The organism is Aureimonas altamirensis (genome assembly GCF_001463885.1).
Taxonomy (GTDB): domain Bacteria; phylum Pseudomonadota; class Alphaproteobacteria; order Rhizobiales; family Rhizobiaceae; genus Aureimonas; species Aureimonas altamirensis.
The window spans coordinates 142,573-169,099 of the sequence record NZ_BBWQ01000025.1 but is presented as its reverse complement, the minus strand read 5'-3'; the positions used below and the strand labels follow the sequence as shown (position 1 = coordinate 169,099).

20 protein-coding genes are annotated in these 26,527 nt (G+C 65.1%); 4 read left to right on the top strand and 16 right to left on the bottom strand.

What is annotated here, in order from left to right; genetic code table 11:
- The first annotated feature begins 225 nt into the window (after positions 1-225).
- Complete coding sequence (locus tag AUL31_RS19435; RefSeq protein WP_060610698.1) at positions 226-660, top strand: Fur family transcriptional regulator; 435 nt, start codon at positions 226-228, stop codon at positions 658-660.
- On the opposite strand, the gene AUL31_RS19430 is transcribed toward AUL31_RS19435, so the two are convergent.
- Positions 661-1,095, bottom strand: a complete 435-nt coding sequence (locus AUL31_RS19430) for an OsmC family protein (RefSeq protein ID WP_060610642.1) — start codon at positions 1,093-1,095, stop codon at positions 661-663. It lies immediately after the preceding gene.
- A gap of 143 nt (positions 1,096-1,238) precedes the next feature.
- Between AUL31_RS19430 and AUL31_RS19425 the strand changes: the two genes are divergently transcribed.
- Entirely contained in the window at positions 1,239-2,213 is a 975-nt protein-coding gene (locus AUL31_RS19425; protein WP_060610639.1) for a tyrosine recombinase XerC, read from the top strand.
- Positions 2,191-3,225, top strand: a complete 1,035-nt coding sequence (locus AUL31_RS19420; protein WP_073469505.1) for a TraB/GumN family protein — start codon at positions 2,191-2,193, stop codon at positions 3,223-3,225. The genes AUL31_RS19425 and AUL31_RS19420 overlap by 23 nt, the downstream gene beginning before the upstream one ends.
- Before the next feature lie 69 nt (positions 3,226-3,294).
- Here the strand turns inward: AUL31_RS19420 and lpdA are convergent, their stop codons facing one another.
- From lpdA to AUL31_RS19355, 13 genes are all read right to left on the bottom strand, one after another.
- Entirely contained in the window at positions 3,295-4,704 is a 1,410-nt protein-coding gene (gene lpdA, locus AUL31_RS19415) for a dihydrolipoyl dehydrogenase (protein ID WP_060610632.1), read from the bottom strand.
- 22 nt (positions 4,705-4,726) lie between these two features.
- Positions 4,727-5,131 carry an MAPEG family protein gene (locus AUL31_RS19410; protein ID WP_060610626.1) on the bottom strand — a complete coding sequence of 135 codons (405 nt, stop codon included), beginning with the start codon at positions 5,129-5,131 and terminating at the stop codon, positions 4,727-4,729.
- 40 nt (positions 5,132-5,171) lie between these two features.
- Positions 5,172-5,930 carry an SDR family oxidoreductase gene (locus AUL31_RS19405; protein WP_060610623.1) on the bottom strand — a complete coding sequence of 253 codons (759 nt, stop codon included), beginning with the start codon at positions 5,928-5,930 and terminating at the stop codon, positions 5,172-5,174.
- Between the two features lie 13 nt (positions 5,931-5,943).
- Positions 5,944-7,197 (bottom strand): 2-oxoglutarate dehydrogenase complex dihydrolipoyllysine-residue succinyltransferase, encoded by a 1,254-nt coding sequence (odhB, locus tag AUL31_RS19400; protein WP_060610619.1) that lies wholly within the window; start codon positions 7,195-7,197, stop codon positions 5,944-5,946.
- Between the two features lie 38 nt (positions 7,198-7,235).
- On the bottom strand, positions 7,236-10,241 hold the full coding sequence (locus AUL31_RS19395) for a 2-oxoglutarate dehydrogenase E1 component (RefSeq protein ID WP_060610695.1): 3,006 nt from the start codon (positions 10,239-10,241) through the stop codon (positions 7,236-7,238).
- A gap of 172 nt (positions 10,242-10,413) precedes the next feature.
- The gene (gene sucD / locus AUL31_RS19390) at positions 10,414-11,316 is read right to left on the bottom strand and encodes a succinate--CoA ligase subunit alpha (RefSeq protein WP_060610616.1); all 903 of its coding nucleotides are present in this window, start codon (positions 11,314-11,316) and stop codon (positions 10,414-10,416) included.
- Between the two features lie 39 nt (positions 11,317-11,355).
- A complete protein-coding gene (sucC, locus tag AUL31_RS19385) occupies positions 11,356-12,546 on the bottom strand; it encodes an ADP-forming succinate--CoA ligase subunit beta (RefSeq protein ID WP_060610612.1) in 1,191 nt (396 codons plus the stop codon).
- Between the two features lie 78 nt (positions 12,547-12,624).
- Entirely contained in the window at positions 12,625-13,587 is a 963-nt protein-coding gene (mdh, locus tag AUL31_RS19380) for a malate dehydrogenase (RefSeq protein WP_060610609.1), read from the bottom strand.
- Between the two features lie 223 nt (positions 13,588-13,810).
- Complete coding sequence (gene zapE, locus AUL31_RS19375; protein WP_060610605.1) at positions 13,811-14,995, bottom strand: cell division protein ZapE; 1,185 nt, start codon at positions 14,993-14,995, stop codon at positions 13,811-13,813.
- 54 nt (positions 14,996-15,049) lie between these two features.
- Positions 15,050-15,583 carry a protease inhibitor Inh/omp19 family protein gene (locus tag AUL31_RS19370; protein ID WP_060610601.1) on the bottom strand — a complete coding sequence of 178 codons (534 nt, stop codon included), beginning with the start codon at positions 15,581-15,583 and terminating at the stop codon, positions 15,050-15,052.
- 170 nt (positions 15,584-15,753) lie between these two features.
- On the bottom strand, positions 15,754-16,431 hold the full coding sequence (locus AUL31_RS19365; protein ID WP_060610596.1) for a carbonic anhydrase: 678 nt from the start codon (positions 16,429-16,431) through the stop codon (positions 15,754-15,756).
- A gap of 73 nt (positions 16,432-16,504) precedes the next feature.
- On the bottom strand, positions 16,505-17,416 hold the full coding sequence (pdxY, locus tag AUL31_RS19360; protein ID WP_060610593.1) for a pyridoxal kinase PdxY: 912 nt from the start codon (positions 17,414-17,416) through the stop codon (positions 16,505-16,507).
- 9 nt (positions 17,417-17,425) lie between these two features.
- Positions 17,426-17,683, bottom strand: coding sequence for a hypothetical protein (locus AUL31_RS19355; protein WP_073469518.1), 258 nt, complete (start codon positions 17,681-17,683; stop codon positions 17,426-17,428).
- Positions 17,684-17,844: 161 nt separating this feature from the next.
- Here AUL31_RS19355 and AUL31_RS19350 point away from each other — a divergent pair, with 161 nt between their 5' ends.
- Positions 17,845-22,719 (top strand): NAD-glutamate dehydrogenase, encoded by a 4,875-nt coding sequence (locus AUL31_RS19350; protein WP_060610587.1) that lies wholly within the window; start codon positions 17,845-17,847, stop codon positions 22,717-22,719.
- Positions 22,720-22,796: 77 nt separating this feature from the next.
- Here the strand turns inward: AUL31_RS19350 and purH are convergent, their stop codons facing one another.
- Together purH and AUL31_RS19340 are read right to left on the bottom strand one after the other, a co-directional pair.
- The gene (gene purH / locus AUL31_RS19345) at positions 22,797-24,410 is read right to left on the bottom strand and encodes a bifunctional phosphoribosylaminoimidazolecarboxamide formyltransferase/IMP cyclohydrolase (RefSeq protein ID WP_060610693.1); all 1,614 of its coding nucleotides are present in this window, start codon (positions 24,408-24,410) and stop codon (positions 22,797-22,799) included.
- A gap of 367 nt (positions 24,411-24,777) precedes the next feature.
- Positions 24,778-26,466, bottom strand: a complete 1,689-nt coding sequence (locus AUL31_RS19340) for a heparinase II/III family protein (RefSeq protein ID WP_073469503.1) — start codon at positions 26,464-26,466, stop codon at positions 24,778-24,780.
- Positions 26,467-26,527 lie beyond the last annotated feature (61 nt).

Sequence of the window (26,527 nt, the reverse complement as noted above, 5' to 3'; positions counted from 1 at the left end):
ACCGTTCGGAAAAATTCTAAATTCGGCCAATCATTTCAAGGCGATGCTCAGCGCGCTTACGCGTCACCGTCCTGTCATCCGGACATTCTGGGGATGCCCGATTCTATCCAAACGCGGCCATCCAAGGCGAATCCCGGTGGAATCGGCCGGGTTGAGGCGGGAATCGCGCTGAGTGGCAGCTCATCACAATTCACATCGCAATTCGAAACCAGTATGAGAATCGGCATGAGTGCGTCGCAAACAGACAAGAGCCGCGCCTACGAGGCGATCCTGCGGGAAGCGGGCGTGCGTATCACGCGCCCGCGCAAGGTGATCCTGTCCATCGTCGGCGGGCATGCCGACCATCCGGATGCACTGGAAATCTATCGGCGCGCGGTGGCCATCGACCCGGCGATCTCGCTGTCGACGGTCTATCGGACCATGAAGCTTCTTGAGGAAAAGGGAGCGATCCACCGCCATGCCTTCGAGGGCGGGCCATCGCGCTTCGAGCATGCCGCGGCCGAGCACCATGATCATCTGATCGACATGGACACCGGAGAGGTGGTCGAGTTCCACTCCGAACGAATCGAGGCGCTACAGGAAGAGATCGCGCAGCGCCTCGGATATGAGATCGTCTTTCACCGCCTGGAGCTTTACGGGCGCAAGCGGCGGTCCGGCTGATCAGACCAGTTTGGCGTCCAGCGTCACCTCTATGGCGCCCAGCGCCTTGGAGATGGGGCAGTTCTCCTTGGCCTTGGTGGCCAGCTCCTGGAACTTCGAATCGTCGATGCCGGGAACCTTACCTTCCAGCGTGATCGCCGAAGACTTGACCTCGAAGCCACCGGCAGCCTGCTCGACGCTGACGACGGACCGTGCCTTCAACTCGTCGGCAGGGGTACCGTTCTCGGCCAGGAAGTGCGACAGTTGCATCGCGAAGCAGCCGGCATGCGCTGCGGCAAGGAGCTCTTCGGGATTGGTGCCGGATTTGCCGCTTTCGTCTTCGAAACGCGACTTGAACGAGTAGCCGTGATTGTCGAGAGCGCCCGACTGGGTCGTCAGCGCGCCCTTTCCATCGGCAAGGGCCCCGTTCCAGATCGCGGTTGCATGGCGTTTCATGCGTCGTCTCCCTTCTGGTCGCCGCGGGTCGCGGCGTTTGCTGCCCAAAGATGGTGTTGCGACGCTGCCCTTCCAGCCCGGCTTTCAAAAATGCGAAACCTTTTACCCGGATGCTGGCGCCCGAACGCGCAAGGATGGCGAGAATGACCGGCGAAATCCTGACCCATGCCGAGCCGGGCCTGCTGGACCGCAAGGCCGAATGGCTGAATTGCTTGGAAGGCCAGCGCGGCGTGAGCGCGAATACGATCGAGGCTTACGAGCGGGATGTGCGTCAGCTTCTGGTGTTCCTGACGCGTCATCACGGGCGCCCGGCCCGCCTGACCGATCTTGCCGATCTGCCGCAAGCCGACATCCGCAGCTTCCTGGCATCGCGGAAAGCCAATGGGGCCGGGGCCCGGAGCCTGGCGCGGGGCCTGGCCGGAGTGCGGTCCTTCATCCGCTTTCTGGAGCGTGACGGGCAGGCATCGAGCGCGTCGGTGCGCACTGCGCGCACGCCCCGCCTGCCGCGCCGCCTTCCGCGACCGCTGAGCCCGGCCGACGCCGTGACCGTGACGGACGAGGCCGGCGCCATGGCGACCGAACCGTGGATTTCCGCCCGCAACGTGGCCGTGCTGACGCTGCTCTACGGCTGCGGCCTGCGCATCTCGGAGGCGCTCGGCCTGCCGGGAGACAGCCTGACCGACGCAGGCGCCATATCCATGCGGATTGTCGGAAAGGGCGGACGGGAAAGGCTGGTGCCGCTGCTGCCGGCCGTCCATCAGGCCGTCCAGGCCTATCGCTCGTCCTGCCCATGGCATCTGGACGCATCCGGGCCGCTTTTTCGTGGTGCGCGCGGCGGCCCGCTACGGCCGCAGATCATCCAGGCCGAGATGCAGCGGCTGCGCGGACTGATCGGCCTGCCCGATTCGGCGACCCCGCACGCCCTGCGCCACTCCTTCGCGACGCACCTTCTGGCCGGCGGTGGCGACCTGCGCACCATCCAGGACCTGTTGGGGCACGCCTCGCTTTCGACCACCCAGGCCTATACAGGCGTGGACTCCGCCCGCCTGATGGCCGCACATGCGGCTGCCCACCCCCGTGCCCGGAGATCCCGCAATGTCCCCTCCCCGGAAGCCTAGCGCCGGTTTGCGCCGCATCGGCGCCATCGCGCTTATGGCAGGCCTTTTGACAGCATCGGGGCTCGCCGTCGCCGCCGAAGGCTGCCCCTCCGGAAGCGACCTGACGGCCGGGTTTTCGCCTGCCCAGCGTGCGGCGGTCGCCGCCGCGGCGGCCAAAGAGGCCAATGGCGAGGGCCGGCTGTACCGGCTGACCCGCAATGATGGCGCGGCGAACTTCCTGTTCGGCACGCTGCATGTCACCGATCCGCGCGTGCTGGCCTTGCCGACCGCCGCCCGGGAGGCTTTCGATTCGGCGACCACGATGGTGATCGAAACCACCGATCTGCTCGATGAGCGGAAGATGGCGGCGCTGATTCTGTCACGGCCCGACCTGATGAACCTTCCCGACGGCCAGACCCTGCCCGATCTTTTTTCCGGCAGCGATGCCACGCTTGTTCAAAACGGCCTGGAAGCGTCCGGCATGCCGGCCGCGACGGTGCGCACCATGCAGCCATGGTTTCTTGCGACCGGGCTAATGATGCCGGCCTGCGAGCAGCGAAGGATCGCCGATGGGGCGACGATCCTGGACATGGATCTTGCCGCCCGGGCACAGGCTGCGGGCAAACCCGTGCTAGGCCTCGAAACAGGAGCGGAGCAGTTGGAGGCACTGGCCTCCATGCCAATGCAGGATCAGGCCGACATGCTGCTATCGGTTCTGCAGAACCGCGACCGCATGGACGACCTGTTCGAGACGATGACGGCGATCTACCTGCGCGGGGAGATCGCCACCATCGTACCGGCCCTGGAGGAGATCGCGCCCACAAGCGAGGATTCGGCGCGTTCGGCCGAAATCTGGCAGGCGTTCGACGAGCGCATCGTGCGCCAGCGAAACCACCTTATGCGCCAGCGCGCCGAGCCGATCCTGGCCAAGGGCGGGGCGTTCGTGGCCGTCGGCGCCCAGCATCTGATCGGCGCGGAAGGGCTTGTCGAATTGTTTCGACAGGACGGCTGGACCTTCGAGCGCCTCGACTGACCCGAACATGAAAGGGCCCGGCCGCACGATGGCGGCCGGGCCCTGTTCAATCTGGATGAAGATCGATCCTTACATGTGGATCGGCTTGGCGAAGGTGGCGAAGGCCGCTTCGCGCACGGCTTCCGACATGGTCGGGTGAGCATGGCAGGTGCGTGCCAGATCCTCGGACGAGCCGCCGAACTCCATCAGGACGGCCGCCTCGGCGATCAGCTCGCCTGCGCCATAGCCGACGATATGGACACCCAGCACCCTATCGGTCGCCTTGTCGGCCAGAACCTTGACCAGACCGTCGGTGTGCTGCATGGCGCGCGCCCGGCCATTGGCCGTGAAGGGGAACTTGCCGACGCGATAGTCGACCCCGGCTGCCTTGAGCTCTTCCTCGGTCCGGCCGACGGAGGCAACTTCCGGCGCGGTGTAGACCACCGAAGGAATGACGGCGTAATTTACGTGGCCGGCCTGGCCCGCCAGGATTTCGGCCAGGGCAACGCCTTCGTCCTCGGCCTTGTGGGCCAGCATCGGGCCCTTCACCACGTCGCCGATCGCATAGATGCCCTTGACGTTGGTGGCATAGTGCCCGTCGATCTCGACGCGCCCCGCCTTGTCGAGTGCGACCCCGACCTCTTCCAGGCCAAGGCCGGCCGTGTAGGGGCGGCGTCCCGTCGACACCAGCACGACATCGGCCTCCAGCGTTACGGCATCGCCGCCATTGACCGGCTCGAACGTCACGCGGCCCTTGCCGCCCTCGGCCGAAACGCCCGTCACCTTCGAGCTGAGGTTGAATTCCAGTCCCTGCTTGGCCAGCAGCTTCTGCAGGGTCGAGGAGGCTTCCGCATCCATGGACCCGAGGATCTTGTCGAGATACTCGACCACGGTCACCTTGGCGCCGAGACGCGACCAGACCGACCCGAGTTCCAGCCCGATGACGCCGCCGCCGACGACGATCATCGTGCCGGGAACCTGCGGCAGCGCGATAGCGTCGTCCGAAGACACGACGACCTTGCCGTCATAGGACAGGTCGACGCCCGGGATACCCGCCACTTCCGAACCGGTTGCGATGACGATCGACTTCGTCTGCAGGGTCTCGGCCGTGCCGTCTTCCTTCGTCACCGAAACCTCGGTTGCGGAGACGATACGTCCGGCGCCGATATAACCGGTGATCTTGTTCTTCTTGAACAGGAAGGCGATGCCGTCGACATTGGCCTTAACGGTCTTGTCCTTGTGCGTCAGCATGGCACCGAGGTCGAGCTTGGGGTCCACGATGACACCCAAAGTGCCAAAGGAATGCTGCGCCTCGGCGAACATTTCCGACGCATGCAGCAACGCCTTGGACGGGATGCAGCCGACATTGAGGCAGGTGCCGCCATAGGTAGCGCGCTTTTCGACGACAGCGACCTTGAGGCCAAGCTGTGCGGCCTTGATGGCGCAGACATAGCCGCCGGGCCCGGAACCGATCACAACGAGATCGAAAGTTTCAGCCATAATGGAAAGTCCAGTCCGATGTTCAGAGGAAGCGAATGAGCATGAGGAACAGCCCGACGCAGGACGCCACGAAGGCGAGGCTGCGAAGATAGGGAATTCCGTAGATGTAAAGCGGCAGGTAAACGAGGCGGGCGATGAACCACAGCCACGCGCCGAAAGCCGCGACGCCGCCGCTGCGGGCGGTGACGGCAAGGCCCAGCGCAAGCGCGATGAAGGCGGGCCAGGTTTCCAGATAATTGCGAAGGGCGCGTTCGGCACGCCCGGCCTTGGGCCCCAAGGGCTTCATCTCCCCGTCGCGCGGGCCTGCGTTCCATTCCAGCCCACGCTCGCGTGTCGCCAGACGCCCCTGCAACAAAATATGCACGAACAGCAGCACGACCGAAAAGCCGAGCACGAGAAGCTCTGATGTCAGGGGAAGCTCGGTCATGTCCGCAACTCCTTGCCGACCCGTTCGGGACGGTCGATCTTCAGGGAAGTATGGCCCGTCCGCCGCTGACATCCAGAATGGTGCCGGTGGAATAGGACGCCGAGTCGGAAACGAGCCACAGGATCGCTTCCGCCACTTCGTCGGCCGTGCCGGGCCTGCGCATCGGCAGGTTGGGGGTCATCTGCGCCACCCGGTCGGGGCGCCCGCCGGACGCATGGATATCCGTATCGATGATGCCGGGGCGCACGGCCGTGACGCGGACGCCGTCGGCCGCAAGCTCGCGCGCCAGACCGATGGTGAACGTGTCGATTGCGCCCTTGCTGGCCGCATAGTCGATATTCTCGCCGCCGGCGCCCAGCTTGGCGGCTGCCGAGGTGAGATTGACGATCGACCCGCCCTGGCCGCCCCGCGACTGCGCCATGCGCCGTGCCGCTGCCCGGGCGCACAGGAAACTGCCGAGGATATTGATGCGGAACGTGCGCTCCAGCCGCTCGGCGGTCATATCGGCCAAAAGGCTGGGCTGGTCGAAGACACCGGCATTGTTGATCAGGGCCGAAAGCGGGCCCATCGCGTCGGCTGCGGCGAAGATGGCCTCGACGTCGGCCTCGCTGCCCACATCGCCCCTGACGCTGTCCGCCGTGCCGCCCGCCTGGCGGATCCGCTCGACGACCGAGCCGGCCGCCGCCGCGTTGCCCGCGTAATTGACCAGCACCGCGTAGCCGGCTGCGGCCGCCTTGAGGGCGACCGCGGCGCCAATGCCCCGCGATCCGCCCGTAACAACCATGACGCGCTCGACCATGATGTCGCCCCGATCAGAGATCGAGGACGAGGCGTTCCGGATCCTCAAGCGAATCCTTGACGCGCACGAGGAAGGTGACGGCTTCCTTGCCGTCCACGATGCGGTGATCGTAGGACAGCGCCAGATACATCATCGGCCGGATTTCCACCTTGCCGCCAATCGCCATCGGCCGCTCCTGGATCTTGTGCATGCCGAGAATGCCCGACTGCGGCGCATTCAGGATCGGCGTCGACATCAAGGACCCGTAGACGCCACCGTTGGAGATGGTGAAGGTACCGCCCTGCATGTCGGAGACCGACAGCTTGCCGTCGCGTGCCGCGATGCCCAGGCGGCCGATTTCCTTTTCGATCTCGGCGATGCCCATCTGGTCGGCATTCCGCACGACCGGCACGACGAGGCCCTTTTCGGTGCCGACCGCCACGCCGATATGGGCGAAGTTCTTGTAGATGAGGTCGGTGCCGTCGATCTCGGCGTTCACGGCCGGGATCTCCTTCAGGGCATGGCAGACGGCCTTGGTGAAGAAGCCCATGAAGCCAAGCTTCACGCCGTGCTTCTTCTCGAACAGGTCCTTGTACTTCTTGCGCAGCTCCATCACCGCGGTCATGTCGACCTCGTTGAAGGTGGTCAGCATGGCTGCCGTGTTCTGGGCATCCTTCAGACGCCGCGCGATCGTCTGCCGCAGGCGGGTCATCTTCACCCGCTCCTCGCGGGCGGCATCCGCCTCGCCCGAGGGCGCGCGCGCCGCTGCCGGGGCCGCGGCGACAGGAGCCGAAGACCCCTTCGCGATGGCATCCAGCACGTCGCCCTTCAAGACCTGGCCGCGCTTGCCGGAGCCCTGGACGTCGGCAGCCGCGATGCCCTTGTCGGCCATCATCTTCTGCGCCGACGGAGCGGCAGGCATGGCATCGCCATGGCTGGGGTTCGGCAGCGTGGTGTCGGAGCCGTCTTCGGCGCCTTCCTTGGGTGCCTTCTCGATGGTTTCGGCCGGCTTGCCGGAGGCCTTGGCCGGCGCGGCGGCGCCCGCACCGTCGCCTTCACCGATGACGCCGATCAGCGCGCCCACTGCAACGGTCTCGCCTTCCTGAACGACGATCTCCTGCAGGACGCCGGCCGACGGAGCCGGCACTTCGACGGTGACCTTGTCGGTTTCGAGCTCGGCGATGGTCTCGTCCTGCTCAACCCGGTCGCCCGCCTTCTTGAACCACTGGCCGATCGTGGCTTCCGTGACGCTTTCGCCAAGGGTCGGAACTTTGATTTCGGTGCTCATGGACGTTTCGTCTTCTCTTCCGGATTGACTTGATCTGTTCAGTTGCGGCCGGCCGGATCGCCGTTACCGAGTGCATCCTCGAGGAAGGCCCCGAGTTGCTCCATATGCTTGGACATGGTGCCCGCCGCCGGCGACGCCGCGGCCTGCCGGCCGGTGTAGCGTGCGCGGCGCTTGTCGGTGCCGATCCTGTCGAGAACCCATTCCAGATAGGGGTCGATGAAGCTCCAGGCACCCATGTTCTTGGGCTCTTCCTGGCACCACACGATCTCGGCCTGCTTGAAGCGCGACAATTCGTTGATCAGGGCCTTGGCCGGGAACGGATAGAGCTGCTCGACGCGCAACAGATAGATGTCGTCGATGCCGCGCTTCTCGCGTTCTTCGAGAAGGTCGTAATAGACCTTGCCGGAGCACAGAACGACCCGGCGGATCTTGGAATCCTTGACCAGCGAGATATCGCCGATGCCGCGCTGCGCATCGTCGTGCAGCAGGCGGTGGAAACTCGCCTCGCCCGAGAAATCGGCCAGCGACGAGACCGCCCGCTTGTGACGCAGCAGGGACTTGGGCGTCATCAGGATCAGCGGCTTGCGGAAATCGCGCTTCATCTGCCGACGCAGGATATGGAAGTAGTTGGCCGGCGTGGTGACGTTGGCCACCTGCATGTTGTCCTGCGCGCATTGCTGCAGGAAGCGCTCCAGCCTAGCCGACGAATGCTCCGGCCCCTGGCCCTCGTAGCCGTGCGGAAGCAGCATGACCAGACCGGACATGCGCAGCCACTTGGCCTCGCCGGACGAGATGAACTGGTCGATCACCACCTGTGCGCCGTTGACGAAGTCGCCGAACTGGGCTTCCCACAGCGTCAGCGCATTCGGCTCGGCCAGCGAGTAGCCGTACTCGAAGCCAAGGACCGCCTCTTCCGAGAGCATCGAGTTGATGACCTCGTACACCGCCTGGCCCTTGGCGATGTTCTGCAGCGGGATATAGCGGTTTTCGCTGTCCTGATCGTACAGCACCGAATGACGCTGGCTGAACGTGCCGCGCTCGGAGTCCTGCCCGGACAGGCGGACCGGATGCCCTTCGGCGACGAGGCTGCCGAAGGCCAGCGCCTCGCCCGTGGCCCAGTCGATACCCTCGCCCGTCTCGATGGATTTGGCGCGGTTGTCCAGGAAGCGCTGGATGGTGCGGTGAACCTGGAAATCCGACGGCACCTCGGTCAGGCGCTTGCCGATCTCCTTGAGCGTCTTGACGGGCAGTCCGGTCGTGCCGCTGCGCGGCTCGTCGTTGCTTTCGGCGCGGCGCAAGCCTGCCCACGCGCCGTCGAGCCAGTCGGCCTTGTTGGGCTTGTAGCTCTGCCCGGCGTCGAACTCGGAATCGAGCTGGGCGCGCCACTCGGCCTTGCGTGCGTCGACTTCCTCCTGCGAGATGACGCCCTCATCGATCAGCTTGCGGGAGTAGATCTCCAGCGTCGTCTGATGATTGCGGATCTGGCGGTACATGATCGGCTGGGTGAAGCCCGGCTCGTCGCCCTCGTTGTGGCCGAAGCGGCGATAGCAGAACATGTCGATGACCACCGGCTTGTGGAAGGTCATGCGGAATTCGGTCGCCACCTTGGCGGCATAGACGACCGCCTCCGGATCGTCGCCATTGACGTGGAAGATCGGCGCCTCGACGATCTTCGCCACATCCGACGGGTAGGGCGAAGACCGCGAAAAGCGGGGATTGGTCGTGAAGCCGATCTGGTTGTTGATGATCACGTGGATCGAGCCGCCGACGCGGTGCCCCTTCAGGCCCGACAAGCCGAAGCATTCGGCGACCACGCCCTGCCCCGCAAAGGCCGCATCGCCGTGGATCAGCAGCGGCAGAACCTGGTTGCGCACCTCGGGCGGCACCACCTCGGTGCGGGTACGGCCGCCACCGAGCTGGTCCTGCTTGGCGCGCGCCTTGCCCAGCACCACGGGATTGACGATTTCCAGATGCGACGGGTTGGCCGTCAGCGACAGGTGAACCTTGTTGCTGTCGAACTCGCGGTCCGAGGACGCGCCGAGGTGATACTTCACGTCGCCGGAGCCTTCCACGTCGTCCGGGGCGTAGGAGCCGCCCTTGAACTCGTGGAAGATGGCGCGGTGCGGCTTTGCCATGACCTGGGACAGCACGTTGAGGCGGCCGCGGTGCGCCATGCCCAGCACGATCTCCTTGAGGCCGAGCTGGCCGCCGCGCTTGATGATCTGCTCCAGCGCGGGGATCAGCGATTCGCCGCCATCCAGACCGAAACGCTTGGTGCCCTTGAACTTGACGTCCAGGAACTTCTCGAACCCTTCGGATTCGATGAGCTTGTTGAGGATGGCGCGCTTGCCCTCGCGGGTAAACTCAACGCCCTTGTCCGGCCCTTCGATGCGCTCCTGCAACCAGGCCTTCTCGGCTGGGTTGGAGATGTGCATGAACTCGATGCCGATCGTGGAGCAATAGGTGCGCGACAGGATATCGACGATCTCGCGCACGGTCGCGAATTCGAGGCCGAGCACGTTGTCGATGTAGATCTTGCGATCCATGTCGGCAGCGGTGAAGCCGTAGGCCTCCGGCGACAGTTCGTTGTAATCGTCTTCGGGCTGGGCCAAACCCAGCGGGTCCAGCTTGGCGTGCAGATGGCCACGGACGCGGAACGCGCGGATGAGCATCAGCGCGCGCACCGAATCGCGCGTTGCCTGGCTGACCTGCCCGTCGGAAAGCTCGACGCCGTCGGCCTTGGCCTTTTCGCGGACCTTCTTCTCGACGCGGATTTCGGCCTGGCCCCAATCGCCGTCCAGCGCCGAAACCAGATCGCCGTTCGCCGCGATCGGCCAGTTGCGCCGTGCCCACGAGGCGCCTTCCGCATTCTTGCGAACCGTCGCCTTGTCGTCCTTCAGCTCGCCGAAGAAAGCGCGCCATTCCTCGTCCACCGAGGCGGGGTTTTCTTCGTAAGCGGCGTACAGCTCCTCGATATAGTCGGCATTGCCGCCATACAGGAAGGAGGTAAGCGCGAAGGTTTCGTTCGCCGGATTGCGTGCCATCTCGTCTTCGCGGCGCATGCCTGGTGCGCCGTCTCCCAGATTGTATTGCGCTGAAGGGCCGTCATGGCCCTCTTTTCACGCTGACGCCGGCGTAGCCGCCGCCACGCCGGTTATGCTGAACATTCCGGCCGAAGATAGGTCTTCGGCCGGCGATTTTGAGGGGCGTGCCGTTTCAGCCCTTCAACACTTCGACAAGCGTCTTGCCGAGGCGGGCCGGAGAAGGCGACACGCGGATGCCTGCTGCCTCCATGGCCGCGATCTTGGATTCGGCGTCGCCCTTGCCGCCGGAAACCACCGCGCCGGCATGGCCCATGGTGCGGCCCTTGGGCGCCGTGCGGCCGGCGATGAACCCGACCATCGGCTTCTTGCGACCCTTCTTGGCCTCGTCGGCCAGGAACTGGGCGGCGTCTTCTTCGGCAGAGCCGCCGATCTCGCCGATCATGATGATCGAATGGGTCGCCTCGTCGGCCAGGAACATCTCCAGAACGTCGATGAACTCGGTGCCCTTGACCGGATCGCCGCCGATGCCCACCGCCGTCGTCTGCCCAAGGCCCTCATTGGAGGTCTGGAAAACGGCCTCGTAGGTCAGCGTGCCGGAGCGCGAGACGATGCCGACATTGCCCTTGCGGAAGATGGAGCCCGGCATGATGCCGATCTTGCATTCCTCGGGCGTCAGGACGCCCGGGCAGTTGGGGCCGAGCAGCCGCGACTTGGACTTTTCCAGGCGCGCCTTCACGCGCACCATGTCGAGAACGGGAATGCCCTCGGTGATGCAGACGATGAAGGGAACCTCAGCCTCGATCGCCTCGATGATCGCCTCGGCCGCGCCGGCCGGCGGCACATAGATGACGGAGGCATCGGCGCCGGTGCGCTCGCGCGCCTCGGCGACACTGGCGAAGATGGGCAGTTCCTCGCCCTTCGAGCCGTGCCAGGTTTCCCCGCCCTTCTTGGGATGGATGCCGGCGACCATCTGGGTGCCGTAATAGGCAAGCGCCTGTTCCGTATGGAAGGTGCCGGTCTTGCCGGTAAGGCCCTGAACCAGGACCTTGGTGTTCTTGTTGACGAGAATGGACATCGTGTTTCTTTCGAACTCCGGAGGGGTCGATGGGCTGGTTCAGGCGACAGCCGCGACGATCTTCTGGGCGGCGTCGTCCAGATCGTCTGCTGCGGTGATGGCAAGGCCCGATTCGTTCAGGATCTTCTTGCCCAGCTCGACATTGGTGCCTTCGAGCCGCACGACGAGCGGAACCTGCAGCCCCACCTCCTTGACGGCCGCGACCACGCCTTCGGCGATGATGTCGCACCGCATGATGCCGCCGAAGATGTTGACGAGGATGCCCTTCACGTTGGGATCGGCGGTGATAATCTTGAAGGCCGCCGTGACCTTCTCCTTGCTCGCGCCGCCGCCGACATCGAGGAAGTTGGCCGGCTCCTTGCCGTACAGCTTGATGATGTCCATCGTGGCCATGGCCAGGCCGGCGCCGTTGACCATGCAGCCGATATCGCCATCGAGGGCGACATAGGCGAGGTCGTACTTGGACGCCTCGATTTCCTTGGCGTCTTCCTCGGTCGTGTCGCGCAGCTCGCGGATGTCCTCATGACGGAACAGCGCGTTGCCGTCGAAGGACACCTTCGCGTCGAGGACGCGCAGGTGCCCGTCGGTCATGACGATCAGCGGGTTCACCTCCAGAAGGGACATGTCCTTCTCGACGAAGGCCTTGTACAGCGCCGGGAACAGCGTCTCGCCGTCGGTACGCGCGGCGCCTTCCAGGCCATAGGCATCGCTGATGCGGGCGGCATCCTCGGCCGTCACGCCCGTTGCCGGGTCGATGGCGACGGTGATGATCTTTTCGGGGGTGTCGTGCGCCACCGCCTCGATGTCCATGCCACCTTCCGTCGAGACGACGAAGGCGACCCGGCCGACCGAACGGTCGACGAGCAGCGAGAGATAGAGTTCGCGGTCGATGTCGGCGCCGTCTTCGATGTAGAGGCGGTTGACCTGCTTGCCGGCGTCGCCCGTCTGCGCCGTCACCAGCGTATTGCCGAGCATTTCGCCGACATTGGCGACGACGTCCTCGACGGACTTGGCCAGCCGCACGCCGCCCTTGGCCTCGGCGCCGAGTTCCTTGAACTTGCCCTTGCCGCGTCCGCCTGCGTGGATCTGGCTTTTCACGACATAGAGGGGGCCCGGCAGCTGACGGGTCGCTGCCTCGGCCTGCGAGGCTTCCGTTATGACCACGCCCTCGGCAACGGGCGCGCCGAAGCCCTTGAGAACCTGCTTGGCCTGATATTCGTGGATGTTCATTGAAGATGGTCCTCGTGTTTCGCCTGGCGGCGCAACGAATGGAAAAACCGCCGCCCGGTCCGGGCGGCGGCAAGGTCTTTACTTGAGGTTCGGCGCGATGCCCTGGCAGGCTTCCATCAGGCCCTTCACGGAGCCGACCGATTTTTCGAAGGCGGTCTTTTCGTCGCCGTTCAACTCGATCTCGATGATCCGCTCCACGCCTTCGGCGCCGATGACGACAGGCACACCGACATACAGATCGTTCTGGCCGTACTCGCCCTTCAGGGCCGCAGCCGCCGGCAGCACGCGCTTCTTGTCCTTCAGGTAGCTCTCGGCCATCACGATGGCCGATGCCGCCGGCGCATAATAGGCCGAGCCGGTCTTGAGCAGACCGACGATCTCGGCGCCGCCGTCACGCGTACGCTGGACGATCTCTTCCAGGCGCTCGGCCGTCAGCCAGCCCATCTTGACGAGGTCCGTCAGCGGAATGCCGGCAACGGTGGAGTAACGCGTCAGCGGCACCATCGTGTCGCCATGGCCGCCCAGCACGAAAGCGGTGACGTCTTCCACCGAAACCTTGAACTCTTCGGCCAGGAAGTGGCGGAAGCGCGCCGAATCGAGCACGCCGGCCATCCCGACGACCTTCGCCTTGGGCTGGCCCGAGAACTTCTGCAACGCCCACACCATGGCGTCGAGCGGGTTGGTGATGCAGATGACGAAGGCGTTCGGCGCATATTTGGCGATGCCCGCGCCGACCTGCTCCATGACCTTCAGGTTGATGCCAAGGAGGTCGTCACGGCTCATGCCGGGCTTGCGGGCCACGCCGGCCGTCACGATGCAGACATCCGCACCCTCGATGGCAGCGTAGTCGTTGGCGCCGGACAGGCGGGCATCGAAACCCTCGACCGGGGACGATTCCGCGATATCGAGGGCCTTGCCCTGCGGGGTCCCTTCGGCGATGTCGAAGAGGACGATGTCGCCCAGTTCCTTGAGGCCGGCCAGGTGAGCCAGCGTGCCACCGATCATGCCGGAGCCGATAAGAGCGATCTTAGAACGTGCCATGTTTCCCTTGTCCCTGCCGGTGATGCAGCGGGCCCAATACCGCCCGTGTGCCGGACGCAATAGACGTATGCGACGGCAAACACAATCTCTGAACCCCTGAACTCAATGCATTCAACCGTTTAGAAGATGTGGGGGTTACGTAAACGTAACTCGATTTCCCGTGCGCAGGGAATGCGCTGGCGCCGGATACCCCTTTGGAAAGTTTTTTGCGCTGCGGGACGCGTCAGGGCGCCATTCTGCGCCTGGCTGCATCGCCGGCATGCTCACGATAATCTTCCGAACGCATCTCGGTCAGGCGAGATACGGTCCGCGCAAATTCGAAGGCTTCCGTTCCGCCTTTCGCCTCGTAAAGGTCTTCCGCCGGGACGGCCGCCGATAATACGACATCCTTGCCGGCATCGTAGAAGGCGTCCACCAGGATGATGAACCGCTTGGCCTCGTTGCGCTCGGACCGCGTCAGACGCGGCACGTCTTCGATGATGATCGTATCGAAGCTCTTTGCCATCTCCAGATAATCACGCGGACCGAGAGGGCGTTCCATGAGATCGGCAAAGGAAAAGCGCGCCGCCCGGTTGCCCGACCGGGGCACCTCGATCGTCCGCCCGGTCACGGACAGCGAAGTTGCGCGTTCCGGCGTACCGGCAAGGATGCGTGTCCAGATGGCATCGACGGCCTTGTCAGCCTCGGGCCCGAGCGGCGTGACGTAAAGCTCGTCCCCGCCCAGCTTGGTCATGCGGTAATCCTGCGGCGCATCCAGCTCGAACAGGTCGGCATTGCGTTTCAGGATGTCGATGAAGGGAAGGAACAGGCTGCGATTGAGCCCATCCCGATACAGATCGTCCGGAGCGACGTTGGATGTCGCCACAAGGATGACGCCGGCGTCGAAGAGTGCCGTAAACAGCCGGGCCAGAATCATCGCATCGGCGATGTCGGTTACCGTGAACTCGTCGAAGCACAGGAGCTGCGCTTCGCGGGCAATCGCCTCCGCCACCGGCGGGATCGGATCGTCGCCCTTCGCCCTGCCGTCCTTGACGGATTGCCGGTGCGCCTTGATGCGGTCCTGCACGTCGGACATGAAGGCGTGGAAGTGCACGCGGCGTTTCGGCGTGCCGGACACGGTGTCGTAGAACATGTCCATCATCATGGACTTGCCACGACCGACCTGCCCGTAAATGTACAGACCCTTGACCGGCTCCGGGCGGCTGCGCCCGAAGAGCCAGCCGAGCGCGCTCTTTTTGGAAGAAAGCGAGCGGCTCTTGATCGCGCGGGCGAGCACGTCGAGCCTGTCGGCAAGGCGGCGCTGGATGTCGTCCGGCGCGATCGTCGCGTCGCGGATCCGGCGCTCGAGCTCGGCCCTGACCGGACCGCGCTCGCTGCCCGGTACCCCGTATCCGACGTTCTGCGGCATCTGCCCTCGCGGCTCATGCGGGCGTCGCGCACGGCGACGCCCTGCGGGTTCGCGTCAGCGGTAAAGGCTGATCTGCGTTCCGCTGGAGGTGCTGCCCTCGAAGCGCGTGCCACCCGTATTGTTGAGCGTCGCGACGGTGCCGCCCTGGTTGTCCTTCAGCACGACCTGGCTGCCGGACACGTCCCATGCGGAAATGTCGGCCACCTGGCCGGGGCAGCCGCGGGATGCGGCGCGGTAACCGCCCGTCCACTGCGTCAGCGCCATGAAGATCTGGCAATTGCCGCCGCCGGCCGAAACGCGCCAGGCGCCGACCAGGCCTTCCCGCGTCACGGGCGCGGTTGAGGCCGACTGCGCAGGCGCTGCGCCCGGCGTGGCCGAAGCGTCGGTCGGCAGCGTGCCGGCTGCCGGCGCCGGTGGCGCGGGGGGCGGCGGGAGCTGGTTGGAATAGACCTGTCCGGTAGGCGCGGGCGTCAACGGGGCCGGCTGGCCATAGCCACCGCCGCCGAGCGAAGGCCCGGCCGTCTGCGTGCAGCCGGCGAGCATCGCCAGAGCCAGAGTAGCCGCACCCATCTTGATCCATTGCGTCATACGCCGATCCCTCTCTATCGCGTCCGCCCGACCAGACCTTGGCCTGACCGGGACGTAACCCTTGCGTCGACCCTTCAAGATAATTTTTTCGCGGGCTTCGCAAGGGGCGGACACCCCAAACCCGAATCGACGAGCCGCATTTTGTTGCCCTGCCGCCACAAAAGATACACTCAGGGCTGTTCGGCCGCGACCGGTTCAGGGTCGACATCCACCAGTGGCCGATGGAAATCGCCGGTCTGGGCGTCCATCGCCCAGAGTTCCCCGGTGGAAATATCGAACCACGCGCCGTGCAGCGACAGGCGCCCCTTGCCTTCCAGAATGGAAACGCATGGGAAGGTGCGCAGATTGGCCAGCGACATCCGGATGGAGACGCGTTCCAGCGCGGTCTGCTTCTCGCTGTGGGTCAGCATATCGTTGCCGGCCACGCTTTGCGCCAGCGGTTCGATGAGGCTCATCCACTTGCCGATGAAGTCACCGGGCGACAACGGCTCGGTATCGGGATGGAGCGCCGCGTTGATGCCGCCGCAGCGGCCATGGCCCATGACGACGATATGCTTCACCTTCAGGGCCTGCACGGCAAACTCAAGTGCGGCCGAAGTGCCATGGAACTCTCCGGTTGGCGTATAGGGCGGCACGAGGTTGGCGACGTTACGCACCACGAACAGTTCGCCGGGCGCCGATCCGAAGATGGTTTCGGGCGCCGCGCGCGAGTCGCAGCAGGCGATGACCATGGTTTCGGGCGCCTGACCGTCCCTCGCCAAAGAGCGATAGCGCTGCGTTTCCTGGAGATAACGGCCTTCAATGAACTGGCGGTAGCCGTTCAGGAGGTGTTCGGGCAGAAGTGACATGAAAGGTGCTGCTCCCTGCATGGCGTCCGGCTTCGTCTACCTGCTTTTCGGGCGCAAACACAACCGTCCGCTTTCAGGCGCGGCGACCCCCCGCCCCTGCCAGACGCCGCATCTGCACCATCGCAAGCGGCGAGCGCAGCGCATCGGCGTCGGTTTCCAGGGTCAACTCGTCGGCGCCCCGCTTCGTCGTCCGGGCGAGGATCTCGTACACCGCCGCCGTGGTGGACTGCAGCGCCTTTTCAGGGGATGCACCGCCAAGCAGCCGGGCAAGGAAGACGGCCGACGTCAGGTCACCCGTACCGCTGGGCGCCCCCTCGATATGGCGATGCTCGGCCAGCGTTGCAGAGAACCCGTCCACGAGGAGGTTGGCGATCCCCCCGCGCAGGAGCGCGAAAGCGGAGGTAACCAACACCAGACGCGGCCCCAATGTGGCTGCTGCCTCGATCAGGTGCTGGTTCGTATTCAGCTCAAGCCCCGTCAGGAATTGAAGTTCGAAGCGGTTGGGTGTCGCGACATCGGCGAGTGGAATAAGCAGTTCGCGGATCGCCGCCAGCGTTTCTGCCGGTTGATAGAGGCGGCCACCCCCGCTTTGCCCGCCATCACCCAGCACTGGATCGCAGACGAAAAGCGCGTCCGGGCTTTGTGCCTTCACTGCCTGCACCAGCCGCGCCATATCCTCGACCTGGCCCGGTGCGCCGAAGTAGCCCGTGACCACGGCGCCGATTTCGCCGAGCTTGGGCGAGTTGCACAGATCCTCGATGAAAGCCGAGAATTGCTCCGGCCCGGGCACCAGCCGCGTCGCAGGGCCGTGTCCCGGGTGCCATGGCAATGTCACGGTCGGAACGGACCATACCGGATGCCCGAGCGATTCGAGCGCGAACACCATTGCGCGGTTGCCGACGGTGCCGCGGACGACATGGCTGGAGACGGCGATGACCGCAGCTTTATCGGTTCCGGAGCTTTCGGGATTCGAACGGAGCGCCATATGGACGTGTCACGGGATGAGATAGGTGACGATGAGGGACCCGGCGAGAAACAGGAAGAATGCCAGACCGGCCAGCCGGCCGATCCGCGTTCCCAGCACTTCCATCCTGTCGGACTGGTCCGCGTCGCCCGCGCCGAAATGCCGTCGCGCGTCGAGCACGATGCGCTCGATGCCGGCTCCGGCCTGGGGCTCGGTCTCCTGCCGGACACGGGTCAGGATAGCGTCGGACTGGCGCCGGCGCTCGTCTTCCGGATGCTGTTTCTCCATGCGCGCGAGCCTGACCGAAAACCCCGCCGAGGGCAATGGCCTTGCAGTCCGGTGGACTTTAGCCGGCGCGCGCCGTATGTGCCGCCCCAAAGAGCTGATTCCCATAACGTTCATGGGAATTCGCTTGAGGAAACAATAATACGAATGACCGGAAACGACCTATGATCACTTCCCAGAAGGCCCGGATAATCGAGGATGTCCTGAGAGAGACTCCGGAGGGGCCCGCAAGGCGGCTGGTTCCGATGCTGCTTTCGCGTCCACCCGCAGAGGATCTCGGTGCCTTTTCGGCCAAGGCCCTCGCCATCTCCGCGGAACGGGCCTTCGCCGCGCTCGACGCGCATCGCTCGGGCAGGCCGCTGGTGGTCACCGAACAGCCGGACGAGTTCGTTCTCGATGGGCGCAAGCTGCTCCTGATCACACTCGTCAACGACGACCGGCCGTTCCTCTTCGACAGTGCCGTCGCCGAGGTGGCGGATTCGGTCCCGGCCATCCACTACATCTCGCATCCGATCCTGGACATTCATCGCAATGGCGAGGGCCGGATCATTTCGTTCGAGGCGTCGCGACCAGAAGCGGCAAGCGACCAGGATTCCCGCGTCAGCCTGATCCAGTTCGCGCTGGAAATACCGCTGGAAGCTGCATCCATCACCGGGCTCAAGGACCGGCTCGAAGCGATCCTGAACCAGGTTCTCGTCGTCAACAGCGACTTCGATGCGATGCTGGCCCGCGTGCGCCATGCGGCGGTGGAACTGCAGGCGCGGGCAGACCAGATCGACAACCACGAAGACAAGGCGACCGCCGAGGAGGCCGTCAGGCTGCTCGAGTGGCTGCTCGACAACAATTTCAGCTTCTTCGGCATTCGGGAATTCACCTACCACCGCGATGCGGAGGGTGAAACCATGTCCCGCGTCGAAGGCTCGGAACTGGGCATTCTGCGGGATCGGGACGTACGGGTTCTGCGCAAAGAGCGTACGGCCCAGGTGACGAGCCCGGAAATGCACGCCTTTCTGGATGAAGCGAACCCGCTTCTGGTTGCCAAGGCCAATACGCGATCGCTGGTCCACCGCCGCGTTTACATGGATTATGTCGGGGTCAAGGAGTTCGACCGGGACGGCCGCATCGTCGGCGAAATGCGGATCGTGGGTCTGTTCACGTCAAGCGCCTACACGCAGTCGATCCGAACCATACCCTTCATCCGGCAGAAGGCCGAGCGTGTCATCAGGCGCTTCGACTTCCGCCCGCATTCGCATTCGGCCAAGGCGCTCCTGAACATATTGGAGACCTATCCGCGCGACGAACTCTTCCAGATCGACGTGGACACGCTGGAAAACTTCGTCGGCATCATGATGGAGTTGGGCGAGCGCCCGCGCGTCCGTCTGCTGCCGCGCATCGACCCGTTCGACCGGTTCGTCTCGGCCATCGTCTTCCTGCCGCGCCAGCGATACGATACCCGCCTGCGCGAAGCGGTTGGGCAGTTGCTGGCACAGGTCTATGAGGGCCATGTCTCGGCCTTCTATCCTTCGATTTCGGATGGTCCGCTGACATCGGTACACTTCATCATCGGCCGCTCAGGCCGGGAAGGCGTCATCCCGCGCCCCGATGTCGAGGCCTTGGAAGCCCAGATCGCCCAGCTCTCCCGCGATTGGGCCGCTGATGTCGAGACGGCGCTGGCCAGTACCGGCCGGGCGGGCGACTACCGGACGCTGCTGACGGCACTGCCGGACGGGTACCGCGAGGTGACATCGGCGGAAGATGCCGCGCGCGACCTCACACGCATTGCCGCATTGTCCGAGGCATCGCCCTTCACAATCGACTTCTACCGTCTGGACGGCGATGCCGACCACATCGTCCGGCTCAAGCTCTATACGCTCGGCGACACGCTGCCCTTGTCCACGCGCGTGCCCGTGCTTGAGAACATGGGCCTCTCGGCCCTGTCCGAGCGCAGCTTCACCGTGCACCGGCCGGACGGGCTTCTGGTGCATATCCACGATATGGACCTCACCCGCCGCAATGGCGGCACGATCGAGCTGATCGATGGCGGCCTGTCGCTGGAGGCGCTGTTCCAGGCGGTTTCCGACAGCCGCATCGAAAATGACGGCTTCAACCGGCTGGTTCTAGAAGCCGGGCTGGAATGGCGACAAGCCAACGTCCTGCGAGCCTATGCCCGCTACATGCGGCAGACCGGCCTGCCCTTCTCGCAGGAATTCATCGCCGATACGCTGGTGCGCTATCCAAGGATCGCCGCGCTACTGTTCGATCTCTTCGCCCGCTCCTTCGATCCAACGCTGCCGCGCGTGCCCGACAGCGCCGAGCCGGAGGCCGACCTTCTTGCCAAGGCCGCCAGCCAGCGCGGATGCGGCGCGATCCTTGCCGATCTGCGCGCCGCCCTCGACAAGGTCGATGCGCTCGAAGACGACCGCGTGCTGCAACGCTTCGTCACCATCGTGCTGGCGACGCTTCGGACCAACTATTTCAGCGTTACGGACGTCTCGGCCGCCCCCGACTCGGTACCCGGCCATGTCGAGCCGGCTTTGGCCTTCAAGTTCGATCCGCACCGCATCGAAGGGTTGCCGCAACCCGTTCCCTTTGCCGAAATCTTCGTGTTCGACGCGCGGGTCGAAGGCGTCCATCTGCGCTTTGGCAAGGTGGCACGTGGCGGCCTGCGCTGGTCGGATCGCAGCCAGGACTACCGCACCGAGGTTCTGGGGCTGGTGAAGGCGCAGCAGGTCAAGAATGCTGTGATCGTGCCTGTCGGGGCGAAAGGCGGGTTCTACCCCAAGAGGCTGCCCGATCCCGCCCAGCGCGAAGCCTGGTTCGAGGCCGGCCGGTCGGCCTATGTGGTGTTCATCGCTTCGCTGTTGTCGGTCACCGATACCGTCACGCCCGAAGGTACCGTCACCCCGGCGAACCTTGTTCGCCACGATGCCCAGGACCCCTATTTCGTCGTGGCCGCCGACAAGGGCACGGCGACATTCTCCGATACGGCGAACGCCATCGCCATGGCCGACGGCTTCTGGCTGGACGACGCCTTCGCCTCCGGCGGGTCGGCCGGCTACGACCACAAGGCAATGGGCATCACGGCGCGCGGCGCGTGGGAGGCGGTGAAACGCCATTTCCGCGAGATGGATCACGATATCCAGACAACGCCCTTCACGGCGGCGGGCTGCGGCGACATGTCGGGCGACGTGTTCGGCAACGGCATGCTGCTCTCGCCGGCCACACGCCTTATCGCCGCCTTCGACCATCGCGACATCTTCATCGATCCGTCACCGGACGCCGCCGCATCCTTTGCCGAGCGCCAGCGGCTGTTTCAGAAAGCGCGGTCGAGCTGGGCCGATTACGATCAAAGCCTGATCTCGGCCGGCGGCGGCGTCTTCTCGCGGCGCGAGAAACGCATAACCCTGTCCGACGCGGCCGCTGAGGCCATCGGCTGGGACAAGCGCACCGGTACGCCCTCAGAGGTTATCTCCGCCATCCTCAGGGCTCCGGTGGACCTTCTGTGGTTCGGTGGCATCGGAACCTACATTCGCGCCGATGCGGAAACCGCCGCGGATGTCGGCGACAAGGCCAATGACAGCGTGCGCGTTACGGGGCGCGAGGTACGGGCCGCCGTCGTGGGCGAAGGCGCCAATCTCGGCGTTACCCAGCGCGGCCGCATCGAATACGCCTTGCGCGGCGGCCGCATCAATACCGACGCCATCGACAATTCCGCCGGCGTCAACACCTCCGACGTGGAGGTGAACATCAAGATCGCGCTGAAAAGCGCCATGGCGGAGGGGCGACTGGCGCGGCCCGACCGCAATAGCTTGCTGGCCCGCATGACGCCGGATGTGGCCGACCTCGTTCTGGCCAACAATTACGAGCAGACGCTCGCTCTGTCCCTGGAGCAGATCGCCGGGGCCGACAGGCTGCCGCTGCAAGGCCGCCTGATGGCGCGCCTGGAAGGCGAGAAGCGGTTGGACAGGGCGGTGGAATATCTGCCGACCGACCGCGAGCTGGCCGATTTCAAGGCAGCCGGCCGTGGGCTGACGCGGCCGGAACTGGCCGTCCTGCTTGCCTATGCGAAGATCGATCTCTTCGACCAGCTCATCGCCAGCCCGCTGCCGGACGACCCGTATCTGGAGGAACGGCTGTTCGCCTATTTCCCGCCTGCCATGCGTGACAGCCATCGCGGCGACATCGAAAGCCACAGGCTGCGCCGCGAGATCATCGCAACCGATCTTGCCAACGCGCTCGCCAACCGTCTCGGACCCTGCTTCCCGACGGCGATGAGCGACGCGACGGGGGCGACGTCCGCACAGGTGACGCGCGCCTTCGTCGTCGCCTATGACGGCCTCGACATGGCTGCGCTGATCTCCCGGATCGACGCACAGGACAACAAGCTGCCCGGTTCCGTGCAGAACGACCTGTATCGCATGGTGACGCTGACCTTGCAGATCGTGACCGCATGGCTGGTGCGCAACATGCCTCCGGAAACGGAAACCTCGGTTGCCGTTGCGGCCTTGCAGCGCATGCAATCCACCATGAAGCCGAAGCTGCTGGAGCTTGCCAGTGACCGCGCACGGGAAAAGTATGCGGCCCGCCTGCAGGCACTGCTGGACAAGGAAATCCCCGAGCCTCTGGCCCACGAGGTAGCGCTGCTGCCGCTGATCGGCCTGATCCCGGACGCCGCCCGCGTTTCACGTGAAACGGGCAAGCCGGGCGATGCGGTCCTGTCCGCCTATTTCCAGATGACGAAGCGTCTGCGCATCGGCCGGCTGGAGACGGCGATCATGGGCATCCGGCCGCAGGACTATTTCGAGACCCTGACCCTGGAGCGTGCCGGCAGCCAGATATCGAATGCGCGTCGCAGACTGACCACCGATGTCCTGACGCGCTTCGGCCAGAGCGACGACCCGGTTGCCGCCTGGGCCGCCGAAGAGGGCGAGAAGATCGACCGGATCGCGGATCGCATCAGCGAACTCGTGGGCAGCGGCGAGACTTCGGTTGCGCGGCTGACGCTGGCGGCGGGCCTGCTGATGGACCTTGCAGGCTGAGACCATCGACAGACAAAAAGAAAGGGGCGCGCCATGCCGGGGCGCGCCCCTTTTTTATGATGCGCGCTTGCCCGCAATCAGTGGCGGAAGTGACGCATTCCGGTGAACACCATGGCAAGGCCGTTCTCGTCCGCCGCCTTGATGACGTCCTCGTCCCGCATCGAGCCGCCGGGCTGGATGACGGCGGTGGCGCCGGCCGCGACAGCCGACAGAAGACCATCGGCAAAGGGGAAGAACGCATCGGACGCTACAACCGAGCCCCTGGTCAACACGGGGCCGCCGGCTGCCTCGGCTGCGTCCTCGGCCTTGCGCGCGGCGATCCGCGCCGAATCCACGCGGCTCATCTGCCCGGCGCCGATGCCGACCGTTGCCAGGTCCTTCGCGTAGACGATGGCATTCGACTTCACGTGCTTGGCAACGCGGAAGGCGAATTTCAGGTCAGCCATCTCTTCGGCGGTGGGCTGGCGCTGCGTCACCACCTTCAAGGTTACATCGTCGACATTGCCGTTGTCGCGGCTCTGGACCAGCAGGCCTCCGGCAACCGACTTGACCATCAGACCCGGCATGCGCGGATCGGGCAGGCCCTCGGTCAGAAGCAGACGCAAATTCTTCTTTGCCGCAATGATCTGCATCGCTTCATCGTCGGCGCCCGGCGCGATGATGACTTCGGTGAAGATCTTGGTGATCTCACCGGCCGTTGCGGCGTCGAGACGGCGGTTGAGCGCGACGATCCCGCCGAAGGCGGACACCGTATCGCAGGCATAGGCACGCCGATACGCATCCAGCAGGGTTTCGCCCTCGGCCACGCCGCAGGGGTTGGCATGCTTGATGATGGCGACCGCGGCGGCCCGTGCCGGATCGAACTCGGCAACCAGCTCGAAGGCGGCGTCCGTATCGTTGAGATTGTTGTAGGACAGTTCCTTGCCCTGCACCTGCCGCGCGGTTGCGACGCCGGCGCGTATTTCGGACGTATGGTAGAAGCTGGCGTGCTGATGCGGGTTTTCGCCGTAGCGCAGGGTGCTGGCCAGCGTTCCGGCAAAGCTGCGCCGCTTCGGCGCCGTATCCTGCCCTGCCGCCGCAAACCAGTTCGATACGGCTGCGTCGTAACCTGCCGTCAGCGCGAACGCCTTGCCGGCCAATTTGCGCCGAAGCTCCAGGTCGGTCTGCCCACCGCCTGCCACCATGGTGTCCATGAGCGCCGCATAGTCGGCGGGATCGGTCATGACGGTGACATAGGGATGGTTCTTCGCACCGGCGCGGATCATCGCGGGTCCGCCGATGTCGATATTCTCGACGATGGCGGCTGCATCCGCCCCGGACGCGACCGTCTCCTCGAACGGATAGAGGTTGACCACCAGAAGATCGATGCCGCCGATGCCGTGGGCCTGCATCGCCTCGGCATGGGTGGGGTCGGCGCGAATGCCCAGAAGGCCGCCATGCACGCTCGGATGCAGCGTCTTCACACGCCCGTCCATGATTTCCGGAAAGCCCGTGATCTCGGACACGTCCTTGACGGTCAGGCCAAGCGCGGTCAGCGCACGCGCCGTCCCGCCCGTCGACAACAGTTCGACGCCCTGCCCGGCCAGGAAACGCGCCAGCTCCTCGATGCCGGTCTTGTCGAAGACGGACAGAAGGGCGCGCCGGATCGGAAGTCGGTCCGGGGCAGGATAGGTGTTTGCAGCAATGGCCATCATCATCTCCGGCTCGGCGCGCTTTCTGTCCGGTAGGGCGCGCGGGATAGCTCACATGCGGGCAGCGCCCGCCTTCGAGCCGGGGTGATAGGGCATTTTGCCGAAGAGTTAAATCGTCCGGTGGTGTCGAATGCAGGTCATTCGGCCGCGCGGCCGGCACGGAACGGCTCGGTCTGGCGCGCCAGATCGTCCATCGTCTGGGGCGCAACCGTTACAGCGCGGCTCATGCCGCAACCGCTGAGGGCCAGGCATGCGGCCAATGCGGCCAATGGAAGACGAGTTGCTGAAGCGGCCATGGCGATATCCCGGTGTTTGGAGGGTCGCCCCGGATATAGGGCGCACACGCCGTCCGGCTGCCTCTGCCCGATCACATCCGTCGTTCGAGACGCCAATGAAGCTCGGATTGGTTTTCGCCGAAGGTCAGGACGATCTGGCGTGTGCGCCGGGCACCGCGTGGATCGGCAAAGAAGATCGACTCCTCGAGCGCAGGTGCGCCATCGGCAAAGAACCACCAGACTTCGCCACCGGCAAACAGGCGAATGCCGCTGCCGGCGATCTCGGCTTCCACATCCGGGTGGAGATGGAAACGGACATGCGTTTCGGCAACCGCGTTTCCGGCGCGGCCACGGGCCGGGCGATTGGAGCGGAACAGGCGGTCCCACCCCTCCACCAAGCGGCCATCGCGCGAGAGGAACAGATCCCGCTCGTGAACCAGTCCGAAATTTGCGCGGTATCCATCATGCGCCATGGAAAGATGCAGGCCGTCGGCCTTTTCCTGCCGCTCGGCGACCACTTTGGTGGGGCCCGATACCAGCGGGCTTCCCAGGAAGCGGTCGATCAGCCGCGACCGCGCGAAGCGCGACGACGAATGGTCGGCGACCGTCAGCGTCGAATGGGCCGCCGTGCTGCGTGCCAGCCGCCGCCAGACGGCCTCGGCCTTCGGTGGCGCGCCGCAATTGACGATCAGGCGTCGTGCGCCGGAGGAAAACTCGAAGGCCAGCGTACCGGCATGGGCATCGACCGACAATGCGCCTTCGGGCGCGATGCCGGTATCGGCGATCAAGGTGCAGTTGGCCTGCGCCAGCCGGTGATAACCGGTCTGCCGCATGTGGGAAACCGGCTCGCCCAATGTCTCGTCGAACCGCAGAAGCGCCAGCATCAGTGCCTGGCTGCCGGACGTCGCCCCGTTGAACAAGGCGAGCGCGCCATCGGCATGCCGGAAGAAGCGCAATGCGGGCAGCATCCGGTCGATCGCCGCAAGCAGGCTGCGCGGCACCGGCTGCTGGCGTTGCGAAAACAACTGCCGCAGCGGCAGAAGAAGTGACAGGATCTCGACGATGGTTTCGGGGTTACGCGAGACATGTCCGCCATCGGGAAAGATCTGGCGATCCAGCTCGTCGGAGACGTTCTGCGCCGCGGTCTTCATTTGATGGGCGTGGGCCGGGACGCAGAGCGCGGCATAGGCCAGCGCGATGCGCACCATCAGGCGCGGCATGCCGTCGGTGACCTCCGGCGCGATGCGCCGCAAATAGCGCGCTTCGGCCGCGATGAGGTCCAGGAACCGTCCACGGAACTCGTCCTTGCCCTGCGCCATGACGATCGGGCAATGGGTCAGGAAGGAAATCACCCGGCGCGCCATCACCTCGGGTGCGGAGCTGACGGGCGACCGCCGCCGCCGGGGCAGGCCCATGAAATCGTCGACGAGGGCGCGCGCGTTTTCCGCTGCCAGGGCGTCCTGCATTTCCGAAAGGTGGCGCAGCCACGAGAAGCCATAAAGCTCGGCCTGCCAGGCCAGGGGGGCATCGCGCCGCTCGAAGGGCGACGTGTCGGTGATCTCCACCCGATGTCCCGCCAGATGGAAATCGCCGGCATAGATGGTTTCGGCGGTCGCCATGTCGCCGTGACGAAATTCGCGCGGCACCGCCAGGATGCGGTCCGGGCCCATGCCCGGCAGAATGGACAGCCAGGGCGCGCGCGCCACGCGCCGCACACGGCGCCACGCCTCTCTCAGCGCAAGACCTGCTAACCGTGGGTCGTCAACCAGTTCCGCAGCCATGATCGCCGGGCTCCCCTGCGCGGCTGCCCTCGCCGGGCGGCCGTCGCGATGATTCACTCAT

Coding starts and splice junctions, on each gene's coding strand:
- AUL31_RS19435 (WP_060610698.1), top strand. CDS start 226: ATGAGTGCGTCGCAAACAGACAAGAGCCGCGCCTACGAGGCGATCCTG.
- AUL31_RS19430 (WP_060610642.1), bottom strand. CDS start 1,095: ATGAAACGCCATGCAACCGCGATCTGGAACGGGGCCCTTGCCGATGGA.
- AUL31_RS19425 (WP_060610639.1), top strand. CDS start 1,239: ATGACCGGCGAAATCCTGACCCATGCCGAGCCGGGCCTGCTGGACCGC.
- AUL31_RS19420 (WP_073469505.1), top strand. CDS start 2,191: ATGTCCCCTCCCCGGAAGCCTAGCGCCGGTTTGCGCCGCATCGGCGCC.
- lpdA (WP_060610632.1), bottom strand. CDS start 4,704: ATGGCTGAAACTTTCGATCTCGTTGTGATCGGTTCCGGGCCCGGCGGC.
- AUL31_RS19410 (WP_060610626.1), bottom strand. CDS start 5,131: ATGACCGAGCTTCCCCTGACATCAGAGCTTCTCGTGCTCGGCTTTTCG.
- AUL31_RS19405 (WP_060610623.1), bottom strand. CDS start 5,930: ATGGTCGAGCGCGTCATGGTTGTTACGGGCGGATCGCGGGGCATTGGC.
- odhB (WP_060610619.1), bottom strand. CDS start 7,197: ATGAGCACCGAAATCAAAGTTCCGACCCTTGGCGAAAGCGTCACGGAA.
- AUL31_RS19395 (WP_060610695.1), bottom strand. CDS start 10,241: ATGGCACGCAATCCGGCGAACGAAACCTTCGCGCTTACCTCCTTCCTG.
- sucD (WP_060610616.1), bottom strand. CDS start 11,316: ATGTCCATTCTCGTCAACAAGAACACCAAGGTCCTGGTTCAGGGCCTT.
- sucC (WP_060610612.1), bottom strand. CDS start 12,546: ATGAACATCCACGAATATCAGGCCAAGCAGGTTCTCAAGGGCTTCGGC.
- mdh (WP_060610609.1), bottom strand. CDS start 13,587: ATGGCACGTTCTAAGATCGCTCTTATCGGCTCCGGCATGATCGGTGGC.
- zapE (WP_060610605.1), bottom strand. CDS start 14,995: ATGCCGCAGAACGTCGGATACGGGGTACCGGGCAGCGAGCGCGGTCCG.
- AUL31_RS19370 (WP_060610601.1), bottom strand. CDS start 15,583: ATGACGCAATGGATCAAGATGGGTGCGGCTACTCTGGCTCTGGCGATG.
- AUL31_RS19365 (WP_060610596.1), bottom strand. CDS start 16,431: ATGTCACTTCTGCCCGAACACCTCCTGAACGGCTACCGCCAGTTCATT.
- pdxY (WP_060610593.1), bottom strand. CDS start 17,416: ATGGCGCTCCGTTCGAATCCCGAAAGCTCCGGAACCGATAAAGCTGCG.
- AUL31_RS19355 (WP_073469518.1), bottom strand. CDS start 17,683: ATGGAGAAACAGCATCCGGAAGACGAGCGCCGGCGCCAGTCCGACGCT.
- AUL31_RS19350 (WP_060610587.1), top strand. CDS start 17,845: ATGATCACTTCCCAGAAGGCCCGGATAATCGAGGATGTCCTGAGAGAG.
- purH (WP_060610693.1), bottom strand. CDS start 24,410: ATGGCCATTGCTGCAAACACCTATCCTGCCCCGGACCGACTTCCGATC.
- AUL31_RS19340 (WP_073469503.1), bottom strand. CDS start 26,466: ATGGCTGCGGAACTGGTTGACGACCCACGGTTAGCAGGTCTTGCGCTG.